Raw genomic sequence first — 17,812 nt, forward strand, 5'->3', positions numbered from 1 at the left:
AATGATGGCAAATCTCTATTTTCAAGGGTATTAACAAATAGCCAACCTTGTTATATCAACGTTTATTCGTCATCCAAGTTAAGAACAGACATAAATGCCTCTTGTATGATCAGTGTTTTAAAACATGTATTATCGCTTTATATTATCCATATAAGTCTATTGATACCAACATTTTATGAGTTGCTATTTTCTATATCTTCCATATATATCCATATGACTATCTAATTTTAATTATTTCAATGATGGAAGAAAGACGGAAGGCTAAAGCAATAGAGCAGACTACTAATCTGCTCTATTATGCTCCTTACTGGGCTCGATTAATAGGTTATGAAGCATTGATATGATAAGGTTCTTTTTTTATTCACTGTCTTTTATTTATTCCGTTCTTCTTATACCTTCCTTCAATGCAGCTTTATATAACTCCCCCAAAGTACTGGTGTGCAATTTAACACCCATAGATCGTTGCTGCAGTATGTTAGGTATGTAGTCTTCCTGGATTCCATTTATATAGTGGTCGATGTAGCTGCCATCTAAAGTGCTATAGATGATCGATACTTTACTGCCGCCTCCGTATTCAGACACTTGCTCTTTTATAGACATTATCAATCCATTTAGTTCGTTCATCATACTATTGCCTCCTCATATTATTCTACTATATATATTACCCATCTATTTTAAAACTCACGAAACTATTTAAAATAATTGACTATTTTAGTTAGTGAGTCTAAGATTAGATTTATAAAAGGAACACATATTCGGTTTATGGGGTGTAAACATGGAGGAAGAAGTAGTTGTGCTTAGTCCTGATCGGCTAGGCTATAAAGATAGAGGAAAGATGAAGTGGCAAGGATTAATGTTGTCTGATCACAACGCTGCTTTGAAACAGATGAAAGAAGATAACAAGAAACAATACGGCGTGGAGAAAGAACAGATGACTACCGAAGAAGTATCTGAGGTGTTATATAAGGCATACATATTGAAAAAGCCAGTTGCTATTCAAGCGAACGTATTAAGAGATGGTCATTATTATCCAGATGTAAAATGCATAGTCAAAGGGTATACCGGAGAAAATATTTATTTGCAATTGAAAGATGGCCAGATGAAGAAGGTTAGTATTTACTTGATTAGGCATGTGGAGTACATGGACTCAGCGGAATGGTACGTTAAAAGAAAGCATAAAAAAAAGCCAACCTTTTAAAGAAGGCTTTAACTCTTATAATAAAACCCCTCTTTAGGGGCCAGATGGAGCGGCGTACTTAAGATACGCTTAATTTCAATAATCACTTTCATCTGTAAACAGTGTAAGTCTCCTTACCTGTGACCAAATTGTACTACACTTTATGGTAAATGTAAACAATTATGTTTAGAAATCTTTCTAAGTTTTCTATTTTTCAAAACATACGATGCTCTCAGCCTATTTGCTAAAATATCTGCAGCTTGTATTAAATAATTGTTTGAAGAATCGCAATATTCTGTTTGTATTAAACATATATCATGAAATATTGGCTTATGTATTTTGCCATAATTAAAATTTATAATGCCCCTAGAAAACTCTTCTTTCACACTCTCAGAAAACCCGTAGAGACCATCCGTGGCAGTGCCTTGCTGATCAATTAAAAAATGAAAGCTAACGGGTTGTTCAGGATCTATAAGCTTTTCATTAATTAGATTAACGACTTTTTCTTTTATCGCTCTTTTCAACGCATAATCTTTATATCTTGTCCTGCTCTTTTTGTCTAACATTATGGAGTCATAAATACTTTCATTTTTAATACAGACTCCAAAACTATGGCAGTCTTTCAATATATTAAATAAAGCTCTTTTATGTTTGTTTTCTAATTCTGCGGCTTTATATTCCTTGTTCCAGACTAATTCAGCATCAATTTCTTTCAATAATGTTCTGTACTTTCTTTTAGCATCTTCTTTACTTTCTTTATCTAAAAAAATGTATCCAGCATAAATAAAATACTGTTCATTTCTATGTAAAACTCCAGAATCATCCACGTAAACAGTTATATTTTGCAAAAGAAACGTTCCTTCCTTATAAGAGTTGATATTATTATATCACAATCGCTCACACCCACCAATACAAAATAAAAATCCCCCACCGATTAAGGTGAGGGGTATTTTTATACTTTTAGAATCTATTCTGATTTAATCTGCGCTGCAATTCTTTTACGACTGCACTGTTCGTCCTGCTGATAGCGCCAGTGACTGGTGTACCCATGCGACGCTGTAAGGCTCTTAATGTTAATGGGCCAAACAGTCCGCCACGTTGGTTAGACGGAAGATTTAAGCGTCTCTGCATCTCTCTAACGACCATTGAACCGCCAGAACCAAACCGTACAGCTGCAATATTTTCGGTTATGGCTGTGCGCTGCTGTCCACCGATTGCTCCCGTTACTTGAGTACCTAAGACTTGTTGGAGTCGCCTAGTCGTTGCCGGACCGAATGACCCATCAATGGCTAGTTGAGTAACCTGTGGTCTAGGTGCTGGCTTAGGAGTCGATGACGGCCGTACAACTGGCTGAGGTGCTGGACCACTGACAGCAATCGGAATCTCTATATCTTCGCCTACTCGAATTAAGTTAGGATCAGACAGCTCGTTAAACTTCGCCAATTCTGCCGCTGTGGTATTGTACTTTTTAGCAATGGCGCTTAATGTGTCGCCGGCCTGCACCGTATAGCTGTGACCTAATGGCTTAGCTGGTTCTTTCGCCGGCTTAGAATCTTCAACCTTAGCGTTAATAATGGCTTCAACTAGTTTCTTAGCATACTCGTCTGTTCGCTGAAGCATAATATCAGCGTCTGTTCTGTTCGTTCCGAAACCTAATTCCAGTAGTCTGTATGTGATCCCGTTGTTTCTGGCCACGTTGACATTAAATAGGTTACTCCTTCCACTGATGCCTTGGTGTCCTCTGTGAGTAAATCTAAGGCCTACCATGCTGCCGATTGCATCTCTGATGCGTAAGTCCATGTCATCTGGGGAGTAGTCAGAATGGATAATGACATGGCCACCTCTGGCTTGGTTAGTGAAGGCATCAAAGTGGAACTCAATGACTTCATCTGCTTTGTGCTCATTAACCAATTGGACTAAGTTACCGTGATTCGATACCTTCTTTTCATCGTAGAAAATGACTTTTGCGTCTTTCGGGACGTACTTCTTCATGAGTGGAAATAGGTTCTCCACCATGTACCGGTATTCACCCTTAGTGATAAATCCAGTTGCACCCGGATCAAACGAACCGTCTCTTTGGTGTCCGTGTCCTGCAATGATTAAATATACTTTACTCATATTTTACTCCCCTTTCGCTGATTTAACACTTTTCACACTGTCGTAGAGACCCGAACTCGCTGCACCGCTCAACAGTCCGGCCAGCCCATACAGGAATAAATCGTCTCCGCCAGCTAATGCGAATACCACTCCAACGGCAATACCTAGGCCAATACTGATAAACGGTAGCCACCGCTTGTTTAGATCTGCTGTCTTAAATAGCTGCACAAAAATAGCAATGACCGGAGCCATTACTGCTGATAGTGCTACCGCTTCATTTAGTACTGTTTCCATTACTTACATGCTCCTTTCCTTTTTCAATCGTTCAATAATTATATCCTTTTCTGCTATGATTCTGTCTCTTTCCGCCACCTGATCGTCCAACCGTTCGATTTCTTTGTAGGCCCGATCCAATAAGTTAATATCATTGCTTTCTTTCTCGCTTACTCGGGTAAATGCACCTGATATAAGCGCCCCAATCACTGTACTACTTAGTACCATTCCAATTACTGTACTTACATCCATTAGTCATAATTCCCCCTCAGTGATACTCGCAAACAGACGGCTAATATGAATCCATTGAACAAGTAGCCACTGTTGGGGTATCCTGACCCGAAGCTAAATGTGAGCGCCAAAACGAACAGACCACTCCATAGGCCGGATAACGCCCATATACCTACCTTTCTCATCGGCGTGTAATCCGTCAGTATACCGATCAGCTTAATTGCTCCAGCAAGTACTAACAGCGCACCAATCAATCGATTTGGTAAAGGATGGAAGTACGGCTCTGTGATTGTGATTAAATACCCTTCGACTTGTATGATAAATTGGCCGTACAGAATACTGAATACGGCTAGAGTTGTATCGAAAAAACTAGGGCGCCTCTTTTTTGCTTTTAACATGTCTTTTTCCAGTTGCTTATTTGTCATTTTTCACGCTCCTTTCTTTGTGCATAATAAAAGAGCCACTCAATGAGCAGCTCTTGCTTTTTTATTCTTTTCATTTAACCGACAGTATGGTTCATCGATTACGCAATATCACTTTCACACAATTTACAGTGATTGTTCAGGTTCTAAAGCCTCATCTACTTCTCGTTTTGACATATAATTGTATCTCTTGTACTGCTCGTACAATAAAATTAAATCACCAACACTTAAACATCTGTTTTTCATTTCTCTTATAAAATCTTCAGGACTTAAATGCCCATTATTATTTTCAATCATTTTCTTCTCCTTTCGTAATTTACAGCGATTGTTCTAAGTGGTTATTTCGTAGTTTGCTTCAACGATTAGGGTTGCTCTTTTGATTTCTCTGACTGTTCTTCTTCCTCTTCGACAACCATTTTCTTTTTGTTTTCCTCTATCTCCGCCAACCGTGCCGCCACCGCTTCTCTGTAAACGGGTGGGACTTGTTCCAGTGTCATCATGTCAATGCTTATACGTACAGCCAGGCTGTTAGTGAGTATCACGTTCAGTTCCATTGTTAAACCCCCTCTACTGTGATTTGCGGGACCCCGTTGACAATCTTGATAGACCACTTGTAAAACTTCCCTGTCACATCATCTTTGATAGTGTAGCGTGAGTCATAGAACTTGAGTGACTTATTCCCGTTGGGTCCAGGTGCGTCAAACTCATAGGTCAGGAAGACTAAGTCTCCGTCAGATAAACCAGGGTGTGTGAAACTGTTACCGGTGATAACCGCTTTGGACACGTCCAGTTCTACCTCATTACCTGTCATGAAGTCCACTACACTGAGTGATTCCAGTGATTTGATAGCATGCGACGTGTTAGTAGTGGTTAATCCACCAAAGTACATGCCTGCGTCTGCTTGATACTGTTCAAAGTAGACCGTTCCTTTAGGGTGAGCAATGACGTTACCTGTAGTGACATTTTTGCGGACTATTGGTTCTTCTAGTTGGTAGTAGATTCTGGTTCCTGCTAGGGCTGTTCGGGCCGCTGCTAAGGTTGTGTTTAAGGGGAAATTAAAATCTAGTCTACCTCCATCAGCTAAGTTAGTTGCATAGAGGTTTGGAACATAATTTCCATCTATACCAAAATGTATTTCTGTCCAATTAACTACTAGAAAACTACCTTGAATGCCTGGTACAGCGTTTATTGTTCTTGAAGGCAATCTATCAAATAAGACATGGGCTTGACTGTAGTTGGTCCTAGGTAGAACACGTATAACGTCCCCCTCAACCAACGTATGCTCCCCAACCCTCTGAATAAAGTCCCCATCTGCGGTAATCTCATCAGCTACTCCGTTAGGTAAACGGTTGAGTTTGACAGGTTCTACGTATTGGACAGTTTCTGTGTAGGGCTCATAAGGTGATGTAGACCGTACCCGTCCAGGTGTGAAAGACTTTGTGCCGTTGAAGTAGTTGTCAAAGATGATGTCACACTGTTCTTTGGTCGGTTCATTGCCTGCTCCAAAGATTTGGGTGAGGTTGATAGCTTGAATGTAATCCAGCTCGAGTACCTCTCCTACCAAAAGAGGTGCATAGATACGCATTATTGTATTGTTAGTAATAGTGCCTATACCGCTATTAATCTGCCATTGACCCGTAGACCCTGAATACGACCAACCCGCTTGACCATCATATAGTTGTAATCTAGTACCAGCAGGCGCACGGTATCTTGTACCGATGTATACTTTGGAACCTATTGGTTGGATGAATGAACGCTGAGCACCTGCTGTGGGGTTGTCAGTCACCGCCCGTACTTCTAGTATTGACCCATTTACCGTAATGGTTGAGCCGGGTCGGGCTGCAAATCCTGTAGTCCCATCACTAAAGTCACCATTCTTAATCAACTGAGTCGCTGTAAACCCTTTAATGGTAGCGTCCAGTGCACCGTTCCCTGCGTTCACGGGTAGACTGGCAATGTTAGCGTTTGTTTCTAGCGTCTGTTTAGCTTCTTGATTGACGTTGACATTAGAGAGGGTGGCGGCAAGGTCTTTTGTTTCTTTAGACGCGCGCGTGACCGCTAATTTGTTGTTGTTGATGTCCTGCTCGGCGGTGTCTAGTCGCTCGTCCTGTTCAGCGTCTCTATCGTCTGCTTTATCTAGCCTTACTCCCAGGGTTTCTTCTTCACCACGAGCCAATATCACCTCTGAATCTTCGGTTACTTTGCTGACCGATTCGTTAAATACCTGCTTAGTTTGTGCCAACTGTGCGGTAACTTCTGTCAACTTAGGCGCATATTCTTCTTCCAGACTTTGCAGTTTCTCGTTGATGTTCGTCTGCAAAACACCCGTTTCCAGCAACTCATGATAGAGTGCCTGCCGTGCTTCTTCATTGCTGATACGCTCATTCTCATTCGTCTGACGTGCCGATTCATTCGCTTGAAAAGTCTGCTGGCGGTTCGATTCATTCGTTTCAAAAGTTGTCTGCCTGTCTGCTTCTGCAGCTACGAAATCGTCGATATATCTTTGTGCCTCCGATGTGAGTGTCGTCCAATCATGGATCATAACCTCTGTGGCTACTTTTCCGTCCAACCCAGATTCGATAACAAATTCAAATTTAGGTGTCGCTAATTCTCTTTGCCCAACTGTGACGATGAGTTGTGCTTGCGCTGTACCTGAATGTTTCCCTTCGTTGTCTTTGAGAACATAGCTGAATTCAGTACCATTTCTTGTCACGTCCGTTACCTGATAGAACGACCCATCTCGCATATATAACAGCACTTCTGCACTCGCACCTGACAAGTCACTTTCGGCCATGTCTTTCACGTCAAATATCAACTGTGCGCTGTTTATATCGTTCGTATAGACCAAAGGCCTCTTCATCGTTATAAGCCTATCTGTGGACGTTAGAAACGTCTCAAATCGTATGTCTTTAATTGCCACGGTTTATCCACTCCTCCCTGTACGTTATCTAGTGCCATTATTTTTCCTCATCTGTATTTTCGTTATCATACGCATCTTCTAGCGCATCGATTAATGTTTCAAAATCTTCATCCTTCAAGTCATCACCGGCTTTAAACTCATCATTGATGACTGCGTTGTAAAACGATTTAATTTTGCTCTCATGCTCAACTAAATCAATGCCGATTTCTTCATCAAGCAATTCTTGAATCTGTTCGTTGACTTTCTTTTGAGCAGCTTTGTCATTCTTATACTTATCAATCCAGACGACTTTGCCTTGACTGTCTTGTTTATAATTTCCATCTTCTGTCTTTTGGAAATAGTCATCACGTATAGCATTTAAATCTTCGACATATTCTTTGTCTTTTTCTTTCAGTGCCTTTTGCAGTCGTCCTTTACCGCGTCTTGGTTTATGACCTTCAACAACAATTTTATCCAAAGCATTATATACTGGCACGACATCTTTATTTCTCAGTTTGATCGTTTTCATTAGGCTACCATCCTTTTCAATTCTTCTACTTCATTTTCTAATCGTTTAATTTTTTCCTCGTTTGTTTCAGCTTTGATTAATGCTGCGCTAGCTATTGAATTATTATTCTTCTCACGTTCTGCTAATTGTTGAATCGCATGAGTGTTCATCATAATCTGCTTAGATGAATTAATCGACCAAGTATCTGATTGAGCGTCATACAAAGCTAAATCTGGCGTATCTTGTGCGATCAAACCTAATTGACGACCCAAGCGAGCGTTTTTATCTTCATCAATCCAATTGAAACCAACAATTCTCCACGTCCGGATAGCTTCTAACGAGTTAATCGTTGTATCACTGATATCTCGCTTTAACCTTTCATCTGACTGGTTCGTGATTACATTACCTTCCATGGAGAGTGTTCGGTGCATATACGCGTGTGTGTTGTCGAACCACAAGGCAGTGTTAGTGTTGCTCGTTCTTAGATGCAGGCTCGTACCCGCATCAATTCGTAATTGGGAATTACTAGATAAAGAGTAAATACTCCCTCCATGGTTGAAATAAATCCCATAGGGATTAACTATATTCCCCCCAGATAACCGCAATTCGGCATCCACCATTACGCTACCGCTAAACCTAGCAGTTGGCAACGTGCTACCACCTGTAGCTCCAACATGACGAAAATCATTAGTTCTGACATAGGTTTCACTCGAACCTGGGAAGATATCCAACATAGTACGTCTCACATTGCTTGATGCGGTTCCTATCATAGCCGATATAGCAAAGTTAGTACCTAGTGAGGTTTGGATGTGATAAAACGGTCTAGTTGTTTCAAAATGATACCCGATGTGGCCCAGTGTAGCTCCCGAAGGATTGCGAACACCCATTATTCCGTTCTGAATGTACACCTGACTGTTATCGGGAGCAATTGATGATATGCCACTCCCCGATATTGATACCGAACCACCTGCGGCAGAGTTCCACCCACTGCGAATAAATTCAGATGTGTTGCCAACTAAATTGTTCACGTTCACGTTGATTAAATTAACATTCGCTGCATTTAGTGTCCCAACAGTAAATTTCGAAATGTCCATGTTCGGGGCAAATATGGTGTCAGTGACCGTGAATGTTCCGTCTACAATCGTATTACCGTCCAAAACAACATTCTCCCCGAAAATCCGTACGCCTTGCGAACTCGCATTGATTCCAGTAACTAAATCATCATTGCTTTTAATTCCCAACACCCAACTGTCGGCAACTTGAGTGACCGTTGTTGATAATGAATCTAATCGATCAAAGACGCCCAATCCAGGCACGAGACTTTCGCCCCGAATAACTACGGACGATGGTGATGTGTTGCGGACGGTTAAAATGGACATATTTTGATTGGGTGTAAATTCGATTCTGTAATACGTCCTTCCGTCCAAAGTGTTGACGACTTCCGGTACGCCATCTGCCCCTTCAACTCTTACACTTGTGGCATTATCTACTGATTGGCTCACGGAGAACGTGAACTCATATCCTGTACCTATAGCCATCGGCTTAGATAACGAGAGTGTTATTGTAGCGTTAGGTGGTATGAATCTCTGTGTTTTATCTGTTAGTGTGTCTTCAGTTCCCCGTTCTAGCTGACTAGATACTTCCGTCTGGATAATGCCACTGCTTTGCACAATGCGAGACACGTTGCTGTCAATGTCATTTTCCGTAATCCCTATGACACGTTCGTATAAATCAGCTTGTTCAACGATGCGCTGATACCCGACTATTTCAGCCTCAGGCGTTGTCTTGATACTAGCGATTAGTTGTTCGTTTCTTTCCGCCGTTTGAACTAATGTATTGTAACCAGCAATTGTTCCCGACGGATTCGAGGTCACTTTAGCTATTTCTGTAGTGATACTACCTTCTACTCTATTTATTTCTTGTTTGACATAGGCAACGGTCGGTAATTCGTCAACATTCGATACCAGTTCATCAATGCGGTCACCTACATTTGCCTTGATCTGATTGACGATGTTCTGATTCATCTCGGTAATCCCTTCGATGCCTAGACCAGCAAGTATGCTGTCAGCATCTAATTGCAGCAGGTTCGAATGGTCTCTTGCTTGTTCTGCTATACCTTTAGCGTCTTCGATGCGCGTGTCGATTTCACTATTAACCGCTGTCGACACAACTAATTCCCAAATGGCGCCATTCCATTGATACATTTCCATTTCGCCGTCGCCTACGGGTTTGTACCATAAGTCGCCCACTTTACGTGCAAGGGGTTCGGTCGGACCTCTAAACACTGAGTTTTTCCCGTTTGCAGCAGTTTGGATGATGTTCAGTCGAGTCGACACAGGATCTAAACGTCTTTCAATCGTCGTATCGATGCTTCTAGATAAACTCGCTCTAGATTCGCCTACTTCTATTTCGTGATATCTTTCTAAAAGGACGTCCCAAGTAGCTGCGATTATTTTTGCCTTTCGCACGATATCTAATTTCTCAAAATATATATCGACCCAATCACACAAATTTATTTCTTCTACGAGTTTCAAATGTTTGTAATCTAATGTTTTTGATAAATCGATAAACTTAACTTTTAAATTAACTCTAGGCACACCAACATTATTTTCCTTAATGTAACGCTGCGCCCTTGTTCTCAAGCTGTCCGCCGTCTTAATGTCTTCATCCGAGAAGTCAACGGTTAGTATTTTACGACGTGCATAATTAGCGACATATTCGCTATCTATAAAATACTCAGGCAAGGTAATTAATTCTTCCTCGCCGTCATCGTTATAGATAACTGAATATGGATAAACCGACGTGTAGGTTGACGCTATTTCTTCCTCTTGTTCCAGTTCGATTAAATTCTTACCGTAAGCTATCAATGCACCTGATTCGTCGCCTCTTTGAGCATATAAGCCTATATGATAGTTATCGAAGCGATACTCTCCCCCGTAAGAATCAAGTATCGAACCTTGAACGCCTCCCAACGCACGTCTGGCGTTTTCGACTTTATCTATAGACCATCTGCCGCTACCTTCAGTCTGTATGTCAGAATAGACAGTAAACGGGTGGGAATCTACTAAGTTACTTCTCCATGTAGTTAAAGCACTCTGAGCATTGCCGTTATAACTAACATCTGGCCTTAGTTGCAATTCTTCTGAATGATAAGAAACATGATTGGCGTATACCGTGACGATACCTTTTGATGGTTTAGTGATTCTTTCGATCTTGAACCGTTGATCTTTTAAGTTATTACTTGCATCAACTTTAATTACTCTATCATTTTTCAACTCATTAAAGCGTATGCCATCAATCGGATATTGCATAATAAGATAAAATTGTCCGTTTCGTTCTTCTGTGACTAGAGCAGAAGTTGCATCTGACAAAACACCTAGTCCGAGTGTGGAGAAGTCAGCCTCATTCGCTTTATAAAGTATTGGGTAACTCATGTGATTGCTTCCCACCTCGTTTCTATTTCTACATTAGTTACATTTCCTGACCATGTTATTCTGTTCTCTCCTGGATTCAGCAGTGGGAATAACGGTCTAACTGCACTTATTACCTTATTGTTTGCTGGGCGATTACCTTTAAATGCGCTCATTGCTTCTGAATCAACCTCAATGTATTCATCGACGCTACGCAGAATCAGCCAATCTGCACCATTATTTCGTAGTGTAATATCTCCAGTACCTGTCACTCTTAGATACGGCTTAGACACTCTTTTTTCGGGGTTATACAGTGTTTCTCCATTTTCCAACGCTAAAGCAGATCCTTCCGGACGAAATTTGTAAGGTTTTAGCCGGAAATTTATAACAGTCCGTCCATATTGCTTTAATGTTTCTTGTATATTGAATTGCTCATGACAAATTGCTACATATTCATAATCAGGAGATCCGCTGAATCTCAACTTATGCCACCCAACATCATTTCGTAGCCACTCAGAGATTTTAGTGGCCGCATCATCGACGCTCATATTGTCCGGCAAATTTATGACTACAGGGATAGGAAAAAGAACGCCTTTTAGTCGTTTATTGTCAACAGCAAGCTCTCCATCTTTGCCTAGCACCTCAACAAATTCGATATCAGATTCGGGAGATGGATAAGAAATGTCGTAAACAATTCTCATGTACATATCAAGGCTGTTAACGCCGTTGTATTCAAACCATACCTGATTAGTCATCTAACCGACTCCTTTCTCGATTCATAATCCATGCGGCTTCTTCTAGTATTCGTGGTATATCGCTATTTGATTGATTCTCAATTTTTTCAATATGGATACTGACACCGTTGTCATTCCTAATAGTCTTAGATTGACTCACTGGAGTTGACTGTACTGCGTTAGCGGAAACAGCCATTCGTGAAGTACCTAAAGCAAGTTCAGGAGTCGTTACTTTCATCATGTTGCCAGTCATTTTATTCAGAGCATCATAAACGACTTGTGCTTTGTCTTCGATTCCGTCTGCTATCCCCTCAGGAATCCATCGCCCTACATCGTCTTTCATGACTCGTGACGGACTATTGATCCGTAGGGCTCTTTGCATCGTAGACGCTACGCTTGCAGCTATATTATTAGCTGTGGCTATTACTCTGGCTCTACCGGACAGAAGACCGGCATTCAACCCGCTCATCGCACTGACACCGATAAATCTAAACCGGCCAGGTGTACTACTAAACGGTGTGACAAGTTGAGTTGATGTCATATTCATTAATCGTATCTGTTGAGCTGATCCTGTTCGCAATCTATCGAACATTTGTTTCATAGCGTTCTGCACTACAGGTGGCAACTGTTTGAGTGACCGCTCTATATCTTTTACCGACCGGTCATAATCTTTAGTGATGTTCTGGAAGTTACGAGCGGAATCAGTCTGAATATTCTGCAGCATTTTTTCAATAGCCTGTATGACTTTAGAAGTTCCATCGTTGATACCTAAAGCCAACCCTTCAGCGATATTCACTCCAAATTCTTTAAATACGGTAGACGGGCTGTTGATTCCTAGAGTTGCCTTAGTTGCATCTCTCACATCTTCACCCATTCGCTCGGATGCTTTTTCAGCTTCGATTGATTGCTGACTAATTCCGCCAGCCAGCCCTTCAGCTACATTTCCACCTAATCCTTCAAAGTCAGCTGATTTAATCTGATCAGCCAGAGCCGATTCAGTATCAGTCACTAAATGACCAACAGCATCCATTACTCCTGATTCTCCAATGCCTAATGACTTACTCAAGGCATCCGTGGCGACATCTCCACCCTCAGCAAAAGCAGTGCTCAGGCGTTCTAATTCCTCGTCAGAAGCATTGACTAGAGCATTAACGTGTCCCGCTGATTCTGGCCCCGCTGCTCTCAATGTTTCAAGCAATCCTTCATCAATCCCACGATCTGCTAGAATAGCTATGTTATCTGACCAGTCAGCGATAACTCGCTGGTTCTCTTCTAAATTAGCCGCCATTTCAGAAGCTGTTATTTCAACTTCGTCATTTAAAGTATCGAACATATTAGTAGCGGCACTTTTGTAGTCTTCCCAAGCGGATTTCATAGATTCAACTGTCTGCTGTTGTGACTCGGACAGATCATCAAAGAGAATTGTTTGCCGACCAACGCTGTCTTCAGTCGCATTGGCAATATTATCCATGGCTGTAGAAAGCTGCTCTTCAGTCTGCTCATACTCTGTTCGGAGAGTTTGTTGACGTTCTTCTAGAGCCCCTTGAGATTCATTAAGTTGATCGACTGCTTCGCTGTGCTCTTTTCCTCTAACAGTCCCTTCTTCGAGTTTCTGATTCCATTCTTCACGCAGTTTGTTTGTTTCGGCTAGTTGTTGCTCGACTTCTGACTGCTCTTTTGCAATTTCAAGTAATCGTTCTTGAGCTGCTGTTCCAGCTTCTTGTTCTTTCATCAAATCGAGTCTTGCTTGAATTTGTTCGTTAGACATGTTCATCATGTCTGCTTCTTCACTGTAAGAGAGGTTCAACCCTTCAACTTGACCATTCAACTGCTCAATATATGATGCTAATAACTCTTTTTGAGCGGCCGACTTGTTCTCTTCTTCAGATAAGTCTGCAATTCTTTCTGCAAGATCTCTATTAGCCTCTGAATTCGACTCGATTCGTGATTGATTCTTTTCATACTGTTTTGATGAATCATCTAAAGAACTTGTCATTGAATCAGTAGCTTCAGCAAGATTTTCAGTCTCTCCTGCTAATCGTTCGCCTTCTTCGGTAGAACGGTTCAGCCATTTGACTAGTGCGACAGCTCCTGTAGTCAGTAATCCGATCCCGGCAATCACTAGTCCTACTGGTCCAGTAAGAAATGTTAAAGCGCCTGATAGTACAGCTATTGCCTTTGTCTTAAGCGCTACTGCTACGGTGGATGCTTTAATTCCTCCAGTGAATATCCCTATGACAGCAGTTCCTACCGATATAGCCCCGCTTTGAGCTGCTTTAGCGACCGTATCCGCATTTGTAGCGGTAGTATTAGCGACTTGTGCAGCCATTTGAGCTTTTGTGACTACTGTCAGCGCTTTTCTTGAAAAGGCAGCAACTGACAGTATCGCTTGATTGGTAGCAATAGCAGTATTTACTTTATTGATCACACTTAAAGCTACGTAAGCTGCTACTAATCCCATGATAGCCGGAGAAAGAAACTCCACTACCGGAATCGTAGACTTCACAGCATCGTAAAAGAATTTAAAGTACGGTATGGAAGCAGTAATCGCACCATTAATGACATTGAATGCGGCGGCTATAATATCTTTTGTAGCGTCCAAGTTTTCAGCAATGTTGTTTCCTGTAACCTCTTTAGAAAGATTATCCAGTGCTGTAATCGCTCCTGCGACACCGTTTGCTATCGCTGTACGAATATTAGCCATAGATGTCGCAATACCAGCACTTCCAGTCATTGCTCGTTCTGCGAATCCATTTACTGCTCCATCTAGCTCAATAATTTTTTCGTTAAATTGTCTGAACGTAATATCTCCATTTTTGAGAGCTGCATACAAGTCGTTCTGAGCAGAAGCGCCCGCAAATCCAAATGCTTCAGCTACTTCATTGAGTGCCAGCCCCATGGTTTCTTGCAACGTTCTCCATGACTGAAGATCCACTTCTCCTTTAGATAGCATTTGCAGATATTGTTGCAAACCACGTTGAGCATCAGTTGTGCTGGATCCAGAAGCTAAGAACGCATTGTTAAGTGCAAGCGTGGTATCTACTGCACCATCCAGATCCTTAGTCATGACTGCAATTCCTCTAGCAGTTGACACAACGTCTTGAAGTGGAGTAGGCAGGCCTGTGACTCCATCTCTTAAACGCTCAACAGCATCAGTTGATTCATCTACCCCGAATCCAACTTGTTCCATAACTTTAGGAAATTGATTCATCGTATCAAATCGCTTGATTGCAGTATCCATTGAAGATGCAAGTAATTGAAAAGCTGCTGCTCCAACTTTAACCAGCCCTAAAGAAATGACTAAATCCTTTATCCCTCGTTCTGTTTTCTTCGCACCTTCGCCAGCTCTGCCAGCGTCCTTTTCAAGCCCTCTTAACCCATCAGAAGCGACTTCCACCTGCTTGCCGTCAACTTCTATTGCTATTTTAACTCTACCGTCTGACATCTAGTCCACCTCCTCTTCGTCATCATCTTCTTCTAAGCTGTACATCTCTTGTAGTCGCTTCATATTCTCTTTGTACTCTTTTGATTCGCCTTCTTTTGGTTTCCAGCTACGAATACTAATTACTTGTTTCATAATGGTATTTTCAGGCAGTCCATTCAGTAGCGCTTTGAACTCTTGCCAGTGCAGTTTTGATTGTTCGGAAAATAAATTCATGCCGTAAGCTTGCAAAAAAGACGCATAGATTAACTCTGCGTCCTTCTCCAAACTGATGAGCTTTTTTTCTTTCTTCTTTGGCATTGGATTTCCTAAAATGTCATATTCCGTAAACTGTTCATCGACTGGATTTAAAAACGCATCATAGACATCGTTCCACACCGTCATGTACTCATCTTGCTGAATGACTCCCTCTCCAAAAAGCAAAATAAGGCAGATTTCAGCGAGTTCAAACTCGTAAAGGTTAGGAGTAGCTAAGGCATCAAAAACGTCTAAAATGTTGTCGAATGATAGGTCTATGGGTATGTTATTACCTCTGTACTCATAGGTAGTGATTAAAGGGTCATTCAATTTCATAAATCACGCCTACTTCTGCTTTTGTTTCTTCTTATCCAATATGGCCGCTCGTTTTGACGAGTATTGCTGGACACGTTCAGCTTCCTGCTCGTTTATTTTGTCAGCTACTGATTTCCCGACAATATCCAGAACTTTTTCCAACGCAATAATGTCTGGAATATCAGCATAAAGCTGTTTGAATGTTCCTTCTCCAAACATCAGGTCATACTGAATCGCTATGAACTCTTTATTGACATCAAATGCAGTATCCATGTCTTCCACATTGACTGTTTCGATCGTCTCTTCATTAATTTCTTCCGGAAAATGAACATGTTCTGCTTTTTCTCTAATTTCTTCGAGTCGTTCTTTAGCAATATCATCGATATTGAAGAACCGTTTCATGTTCTCGAATGAACTGTCAAACCACAGCTCAGTTGATCCAATCTTAACCGGAAATCCCGTCCGTTGAATCGGTATATTAATAACTTCTGTCATGCTTTATCTCCTCCTTATGTAAAGAAAAGAGAGGATATTCCCCTCTTATCCTGCTGGTGTCCCAGTTAAGTCAGTCGCTTCCGGAATCTTGTCGAAACGGATATTGCAGCTGAATGTTTCATCTGCTGTCGCATCACCAGCGCCTGCTACGATAGCAGAGACCGTTGCCCGTCCGACCCATTCTTTCTTACCATCTGATCGGACCACTCTGTGCCAAATCTTACGGCCGACACCGATCTTATGTTTCAATCCTGCAATCAATTCCTGTGCTGGATCTTCCGGATCGTAGTATCCTTCTGGTGTATAAGCTTCGGCCACTGATGTAATGGTCAACTCGGGTGTTCCGTCGCCGTCCATGAACCCTACTTCTTCTGTTCCTTCAGTTGTTCCATCTCCAATTGTTGAGATCCATTTAGCAAGTCGCAGCCATTCTGTTCCTGGTTCTTCTACTCCGGGAGTATACGCTTGTACATAATGTTCACGCATTGCATTTTTATTTCTAGGCATCTTTTATTTCCTCCTCATATACTGTTATGTTCGCTTGTAAATCTAATAAAAAAACGAACCAACCCTGATCATCAAGTTGATTGATGTAAGGCATGTTCGTTATGGTTATATCTTTAAATTCGAAACTGCCATTGCTACTATCAAGACTGTTTAAATGACTTAATTCCTTTTGCACTTTCCAAAGTACGTCGCTTATTTTCTGTTGTGACCTTGATTTCATTGCTATTTCATAATTTAAACGTTGATCAGACACACCGTCCATATACTCCTGCAATATAGTTGATCCTGGCAAAGGATACAGAGCAAGTGATTCGACAGCATCCAAGTATCCAAGTCTGGACTGGATAGGCATGGCCGGTATTGCGTTTATTTTGTCATTCAGTCGTTCGATAAAATCCATTACCAACCAGCCCCCATCATAAATACTCGAATCCAATCATTCATAAATAACCCTGACGCTTTTAAGTCCCATCTCGGACCAGTGCCAGGCGTCGTGTAGTTTGAATGCTGATCATAAAACATCCGTTTCGCATACGGCGTGACCCATTCGATCGAGTTGTTTCCGTAAGTCACATGTCCCGTCATTCTCAAGATCCCTTCACGCATCGGGACAAAAGGATTCATATCAGCTAGCATCTGATTAGCTGCAAAAAATTGACCCGTATTAATAGCAGAAGAACTTAACTTAGCATACGGCACTTTCAAATCCACCTCGACCCTAACCATCAAACCACCTCTATTTCATATGAATAGAGTACTTTCTGGTAAGGCTCATAGATTGGAATAACCTTTATGATCGTATGCTCTGTTTCATCAAATATAACCTTTGATTGAGCCTTGAATTCTGGCAAAGGTGTGGTTATTCCTTCATAGCAGAAAATCAACGCGTTGTAGAGCAACTGCTTACCGGAAGTTGTCGAGCTGTATTCAGAACCACGGTCAATTCGACAGTGTTCAATGGATACTGGCTCTTTATACTTGGGTTCTGACCAGCTGTTTAATCCGTCATATTCCTGATAGGCGAACGAATCAATACAGAACTCTATAGGAGGTTTTGGAATCATG

Annotated in this window: 20 protein-coding genes; 1 reads left to right on the top strand and 19 read right to left on the bottom strand. The window is 41.5% G+C overall.

Annotated elements, in window-relative coordinates; translation table 11 throughout:
- Window positions 1-375: 375 nt before the first annotated feature.
- Complete coding sequence (locus BLR76_RS00895) at window positions 376-627, bottom strand: hypothetical protein (protein ID WP_091264308.1); 252 nt, start codon at window positions 625-627, stop codon at window positions 376-378.
- 148 nt (window positions 628-775) lie between these two features.
- Between BLR76_RS00895 and BLR76_RS00900 the strand changes: the two genes are divergently transcribed.
- Window positions 776-1,198, top strand: a complete 423-nt coding sequence (locus BLR76_RS00900; protein WP_091264310.1) for a YolD-like family protein — start codon at window positions 776-778, stop codon at window positions 1,196-1,198.
- A 140-nt stretch (window positions 1,199-1,338) separates the two neighbouring features.
- On the opposite strand, the gene BLR76_RS00905 is transcribed toward BLR76_RS00900, so the two are convergent.
- The 18 genes from BLR76_RS00905 to BLR76_RS00985 form a co-directional block, all read right to left on the bottom strand.
- Window positions 1,339-2,025, bottom strand: a complete 687-nt coding sequence (locus BLR76_RS00905; protein ID WP_091264312.1) for a DUF3800 domain-containing protein — start codon at window positions 2,023-2,025, stop codon at window positions 1,339-1,341.
- 112 nt (window positions 2,026-2,137) lie between these two features.
- Window positions 2,138-3,295, bottom strand: coding sequence for an N-acetylmuramoyl-L-alanine amidase (locus BLR76_RS12145; RefSeq protein WP_091264313.1), 1,158 nt, complete (start codon window positions 3,293-3,295; stop codon window positions 2,138-2,140).
- A gap of 3 nt (window positions 3,296-3,298) precedes the next feature.
- Window positions 3,299-3,568, bottom strand: a complete 270-nt coding sequence (locus BLR76_RS00915; protein WP_091264316.1) for a holin — start codon at window positions 3,566-3,568, stop codon at window positions 3,299-3,301.
- A 3-nt stretch (window positions 3,569-3,571) separates the two neighbouring features.
- Complete coding sequence (locus tag BLR76_RS00920) at window positions 3,572-3,799, bottom strand: hypothetical protein (protein ID WP_091264318.1); 228 nt, start codon at window positions 3,797-3,799, stop codon at window positions 3,572-3,574.
- Entirely contained in the window at window positions 3,799-4,203 is a 405-nt protein-coding gene (locus BLR76_RS00925; protein WP_091264320.1) for a hypothetical protein, read from the bottom strand. Before BLR76_RS00925 ends, BLR76_RS00920 begins: the two co-directional genes overlap by 1 nt.
- Window positions 4,204-4,326: 123 nt before the next feature.
- Entirely contained in the window at window positions 4,327-4,497 is a 171-nt protein-coding gene (locus tag BLR76_RS11730) for a hypothetical protein (RefSeq protein ID WP_176759566.1), read from the bottom strand.
- 65 nt (window positions 4,498-4,562) lie between these two features.
- The gene (locus BLR76_RS00930; protein ID WP_091264323.1) at window positions 4,563-4,754 is read right to left on the bottom strand and encodes a CD1375 family protein; all 192 of its coding nucleotides are present in this window, start codon (window positions 4,752-4,754) and stop codon (window positions 4,563-4,565) included.
- Between the two features lie 2 nt (window positions 4,755-4,756).
- Window positions 4,757-7,120 (bottom strand): BppU family phage baseplate upper protein, encoded by a 2,364-nt coding sequence (locus tag BLR76_RS00935; RefSeq protein WP_091264325.1) that lies wholly within the window; start codon window positions 7,118-7,120, stop codon window positions 4,757-4,759.
- Between the two features lie 37 nt (window positions 7,121-7,157).
- Window positions 7,158-7,628 (bottom strand): DUF1617 family protein, encoded by a 471-nt coding sequence (locus tag BLR76_RS00940; RefSeq protein ID WP_091264327.1) that lies wholly within the window; start codon window positions 7,626-7,628, stop codon window positions 7,158-7,160.
- Window positions 7,628-11,041 carry a phage tail spike protein gene (locus tag BLR76_RS00945; protein ID WP_091264329.1) on the bottom strand — a complete coding sequence of 1,138 codons (3,414 nt, stop codon included), beginning with the start codon at window positions 11,039-11,041 and terminating at the stop codon, window positions 7,628-7,630. The genes BLR76_RS00940 and BLR76_RS00945 overlap by 1 nt, the downstream gene beginning before the upstream one ends.
- Window positions 11,038-11,772 (bottom strand): distal tail protein Dit, encoded by a 735-nt coding sequence (locus BLR76_RS00950; protein WP_091264331.1) that lies wholly within the window; start codon window positions 11,770-11,772, stop codon window positions 11,038-11,040. Before BLR76_RS00950 ends, BLR76_RS00945 begins: the two co-directional genes overlap by 4 nt.
- Complete coding sequence (locus BLR76_RS00955) at window positions 11,765-15,196, bottom strand: tape measure protein (protein WP_091264333.1); 3,432 nt, start codon at window positions 15,194-15,196, stop codon at window positions 11,765-11,767. Before BLR76_RS00955 ends, BLR76_RS00950 begins: the two co-directional genes overlap by 8 nt.
- Window positions 15,197-15,766 (bottom strand): Gp15 family bacteriophage protein, encoded by a 570-nt coding sequence (locus tag BLR76_RS00960; protein ID WP_091264336.1) that lies wholly within the window; start codon window positions 15,764-15,766, stop codon window positions 15,197-15,199.
- A gap of 9 nt (window positions 15,767-15,775) precedes the next feature.
- Entirely contained in the window at window positions 15,776-16,240 is a 465-nt protein-coding gene (locus BLR76_RS00965; RefSeq protein WP_091264339.1) for a hypothetical protein, read from the bottom strand.
- 45 nt (window positions 16,241-16,285) lie between these two features.
- Window positions 16,286-16,747 carry a phage tail tube protein gene (locus BLR76_RS00970; RefSeq protein WP_091264341.1) on the bottom strand — a complete coding sequence of 154 codons (462 nt, stop codon included), beginning with the start codon at window positions 16,745-16,747 and terminating at the stop codon, window positions 16,286-16,288.
- On the bottom strand, window positions 16,740-17,147 hold the full coding sequence (locus BLR76_RS00975; protein ID WP_091264343.1) for a minor capsid protein: 408 nt from the start codon (window positions 17,145-17,147) through the stop codon (window positions 16,740-16,742). The genes BLR76_RS00970 and BLR76_RS00975 overlap by 8 nt, the downstream gene beginning before the upstream one ends.
- Entirely contained in the window at window positions 17,147-17,473 is a 327-nt protein-coding gene (locus tag BLR76_RS00980; protein WP_091264345.1) for a minor capsid protein, read from the bottom strand. The genes BLR76_RS00975 and BLR76_RS00980 overlap by 1 nt, the downstream gene beginning before the upstream one ends.
- Entirely contained in the window at window positions 17,473-17,811 is a 339-nt protein-coding gene (locus BLR76_RS00985) for a putative minor capsid protein (RefSeq protein ID WP_091264348.1), read from the bottom strand. Before BLR76_RS00985 ends, BLR76_RS00980 begins: the two co-directional genes overlap by 1 nt.
- Window position 17,812 lies beyond the last annotated feature (1 nt).

This window comes from Alkalibacterium thalassium (assembly GCF_900101165.1).
GTDB classification, from domain to species: Bacteria; Bacillota; Bacilli; order Lactobacillales; family Carnobacteriaceae_A; genus Alkalibacterium; species Alkalibacterium indicireducens.

Bases quoted from the DNA above. Each gene is read 5' to 3' on its own strand.
- BLR76_RS00895 (WP_091264308.1), bottom strand. From the start codon at position 627: ATGATGAACGAACTAAATGGATTGATAATGTCTATAAAAGAGCAAGTG.
- BLR76_RS00900 (WP_091264310.1), top strand. From the start codon at position 776: ATGGAGGAAGAAGTAGTTGTGCTTAGTCCTGATCGGCTAGGCTATAAA.
- BLR76_RS12145 (WP_091264313.1), bottom strand. From the start codon at position 3,295: ATGAGTAAAGTATATTTAATCATTGCAGGACACGGACACCAAAGAGAC.
- BLR76_RS00915 (WP_091264316.1), bottom strand. From the start codon at position 3,568: ATGGAAACAGTACTAAATGAAGCGGTAGCACTATCAGCAGTAATGGCT.
- BLR76_RS00920 (WP_091264318.1), bottom strand. From the start codon at position 3,799: ATGGATGTAAGTACAGTAATTGGAATGGTACTAAGTAGTACAGTGATT.
- BLR76_RS00925 (WP_091264320.1), bottom strand. From the start codon at position 4,203: ATGACAAATAAGCAACTGGAAAAAGACATGTTAAAAGCAAAAAAGAGG.
- BLR76_RS11730 (WP_176759566.1), bottom strand. From the start codon at position 4,497: ATGATTGAAAATAATAATGGGCATTTAAGTCCTGAAGATTTTATAAGA.
- BLR76_RS00930 (WP_091264323.1), bottom strand. From the start codon at position 4,754: ATGGAACTGAACGTGATACTCACTAACAGCCTGGCTGTACGTATAAGC.
- BLR76_RS00940 (WP_091264327.1), bottom strand. From the start codon at position 7,628: ATGAAAACGATCAAACTGAGAAATAAAGATGTCGTGCCAGTATATAAT.
- BLR76_RS00945 (WP_091264329.1), bottom strand. From the start codon at position 11,041: ATGAGTTACCCAATACTTTATAAAGCGAATGAGGCTGACTTCTCCACA.
- BLR76_RS00950 (WP_091264331.1), bottom strand. From the start codon at position 11,772: ATGACTAATCAGGTATGGTTTGAATACAACGGCGTTAACAGCCTTGAT.
- BLR76_RS00955 (WP_091264333.1), bottom strand. From the start codon at position 15,196: ATGTCAGACGGTAGAGTTAAAATAGCAATAGAAGTTGACGGCAAGCAG.
- BLR76_RS00960 (WP_091264336.1), bottom strand. From the start codon at position 15,766: ATGAAATTGAATGACCCTTTAATCACTACCTATGAGTACAGAGGTAAT.
- BLR76_RS00965 (WP_091264339.1), bottom strand. From the start codon at position 16,240: ATGACAGAAGTTATTAATATACCGATTCAACGGACGGGATTTCCGGTT.
- BLR76_RS00970 (WP_091264341.1), bottom strand. From the start codon at position 16,747: ATGCCTAGAAATAAAAATGCAATGCGTGAACATTATGTACAAGCGTAT.
- BLR76_RS00975 (WP_091264343.1), bottom strand. From the start codon at position 17,147: ATGGATTTTATCGAACGACTGAATGACAAAATAAACGCAATACCGGCC.
- BLR76_RS00980 (WP_091264345.1), bottom strand. From the start codon at position 17,473: ATGGTTAGGGTCGAGGTGGATTTGAAAGTGCCGTATGCTAAGTTAAGT.
- BLR76_RS00985 (WP_091264348.1), bottom strand. From the start codon at position 17,811: ATGATTCCAAAACCTCCTATAGAGTTCTGTATTGATTCGTTCGCCTAT.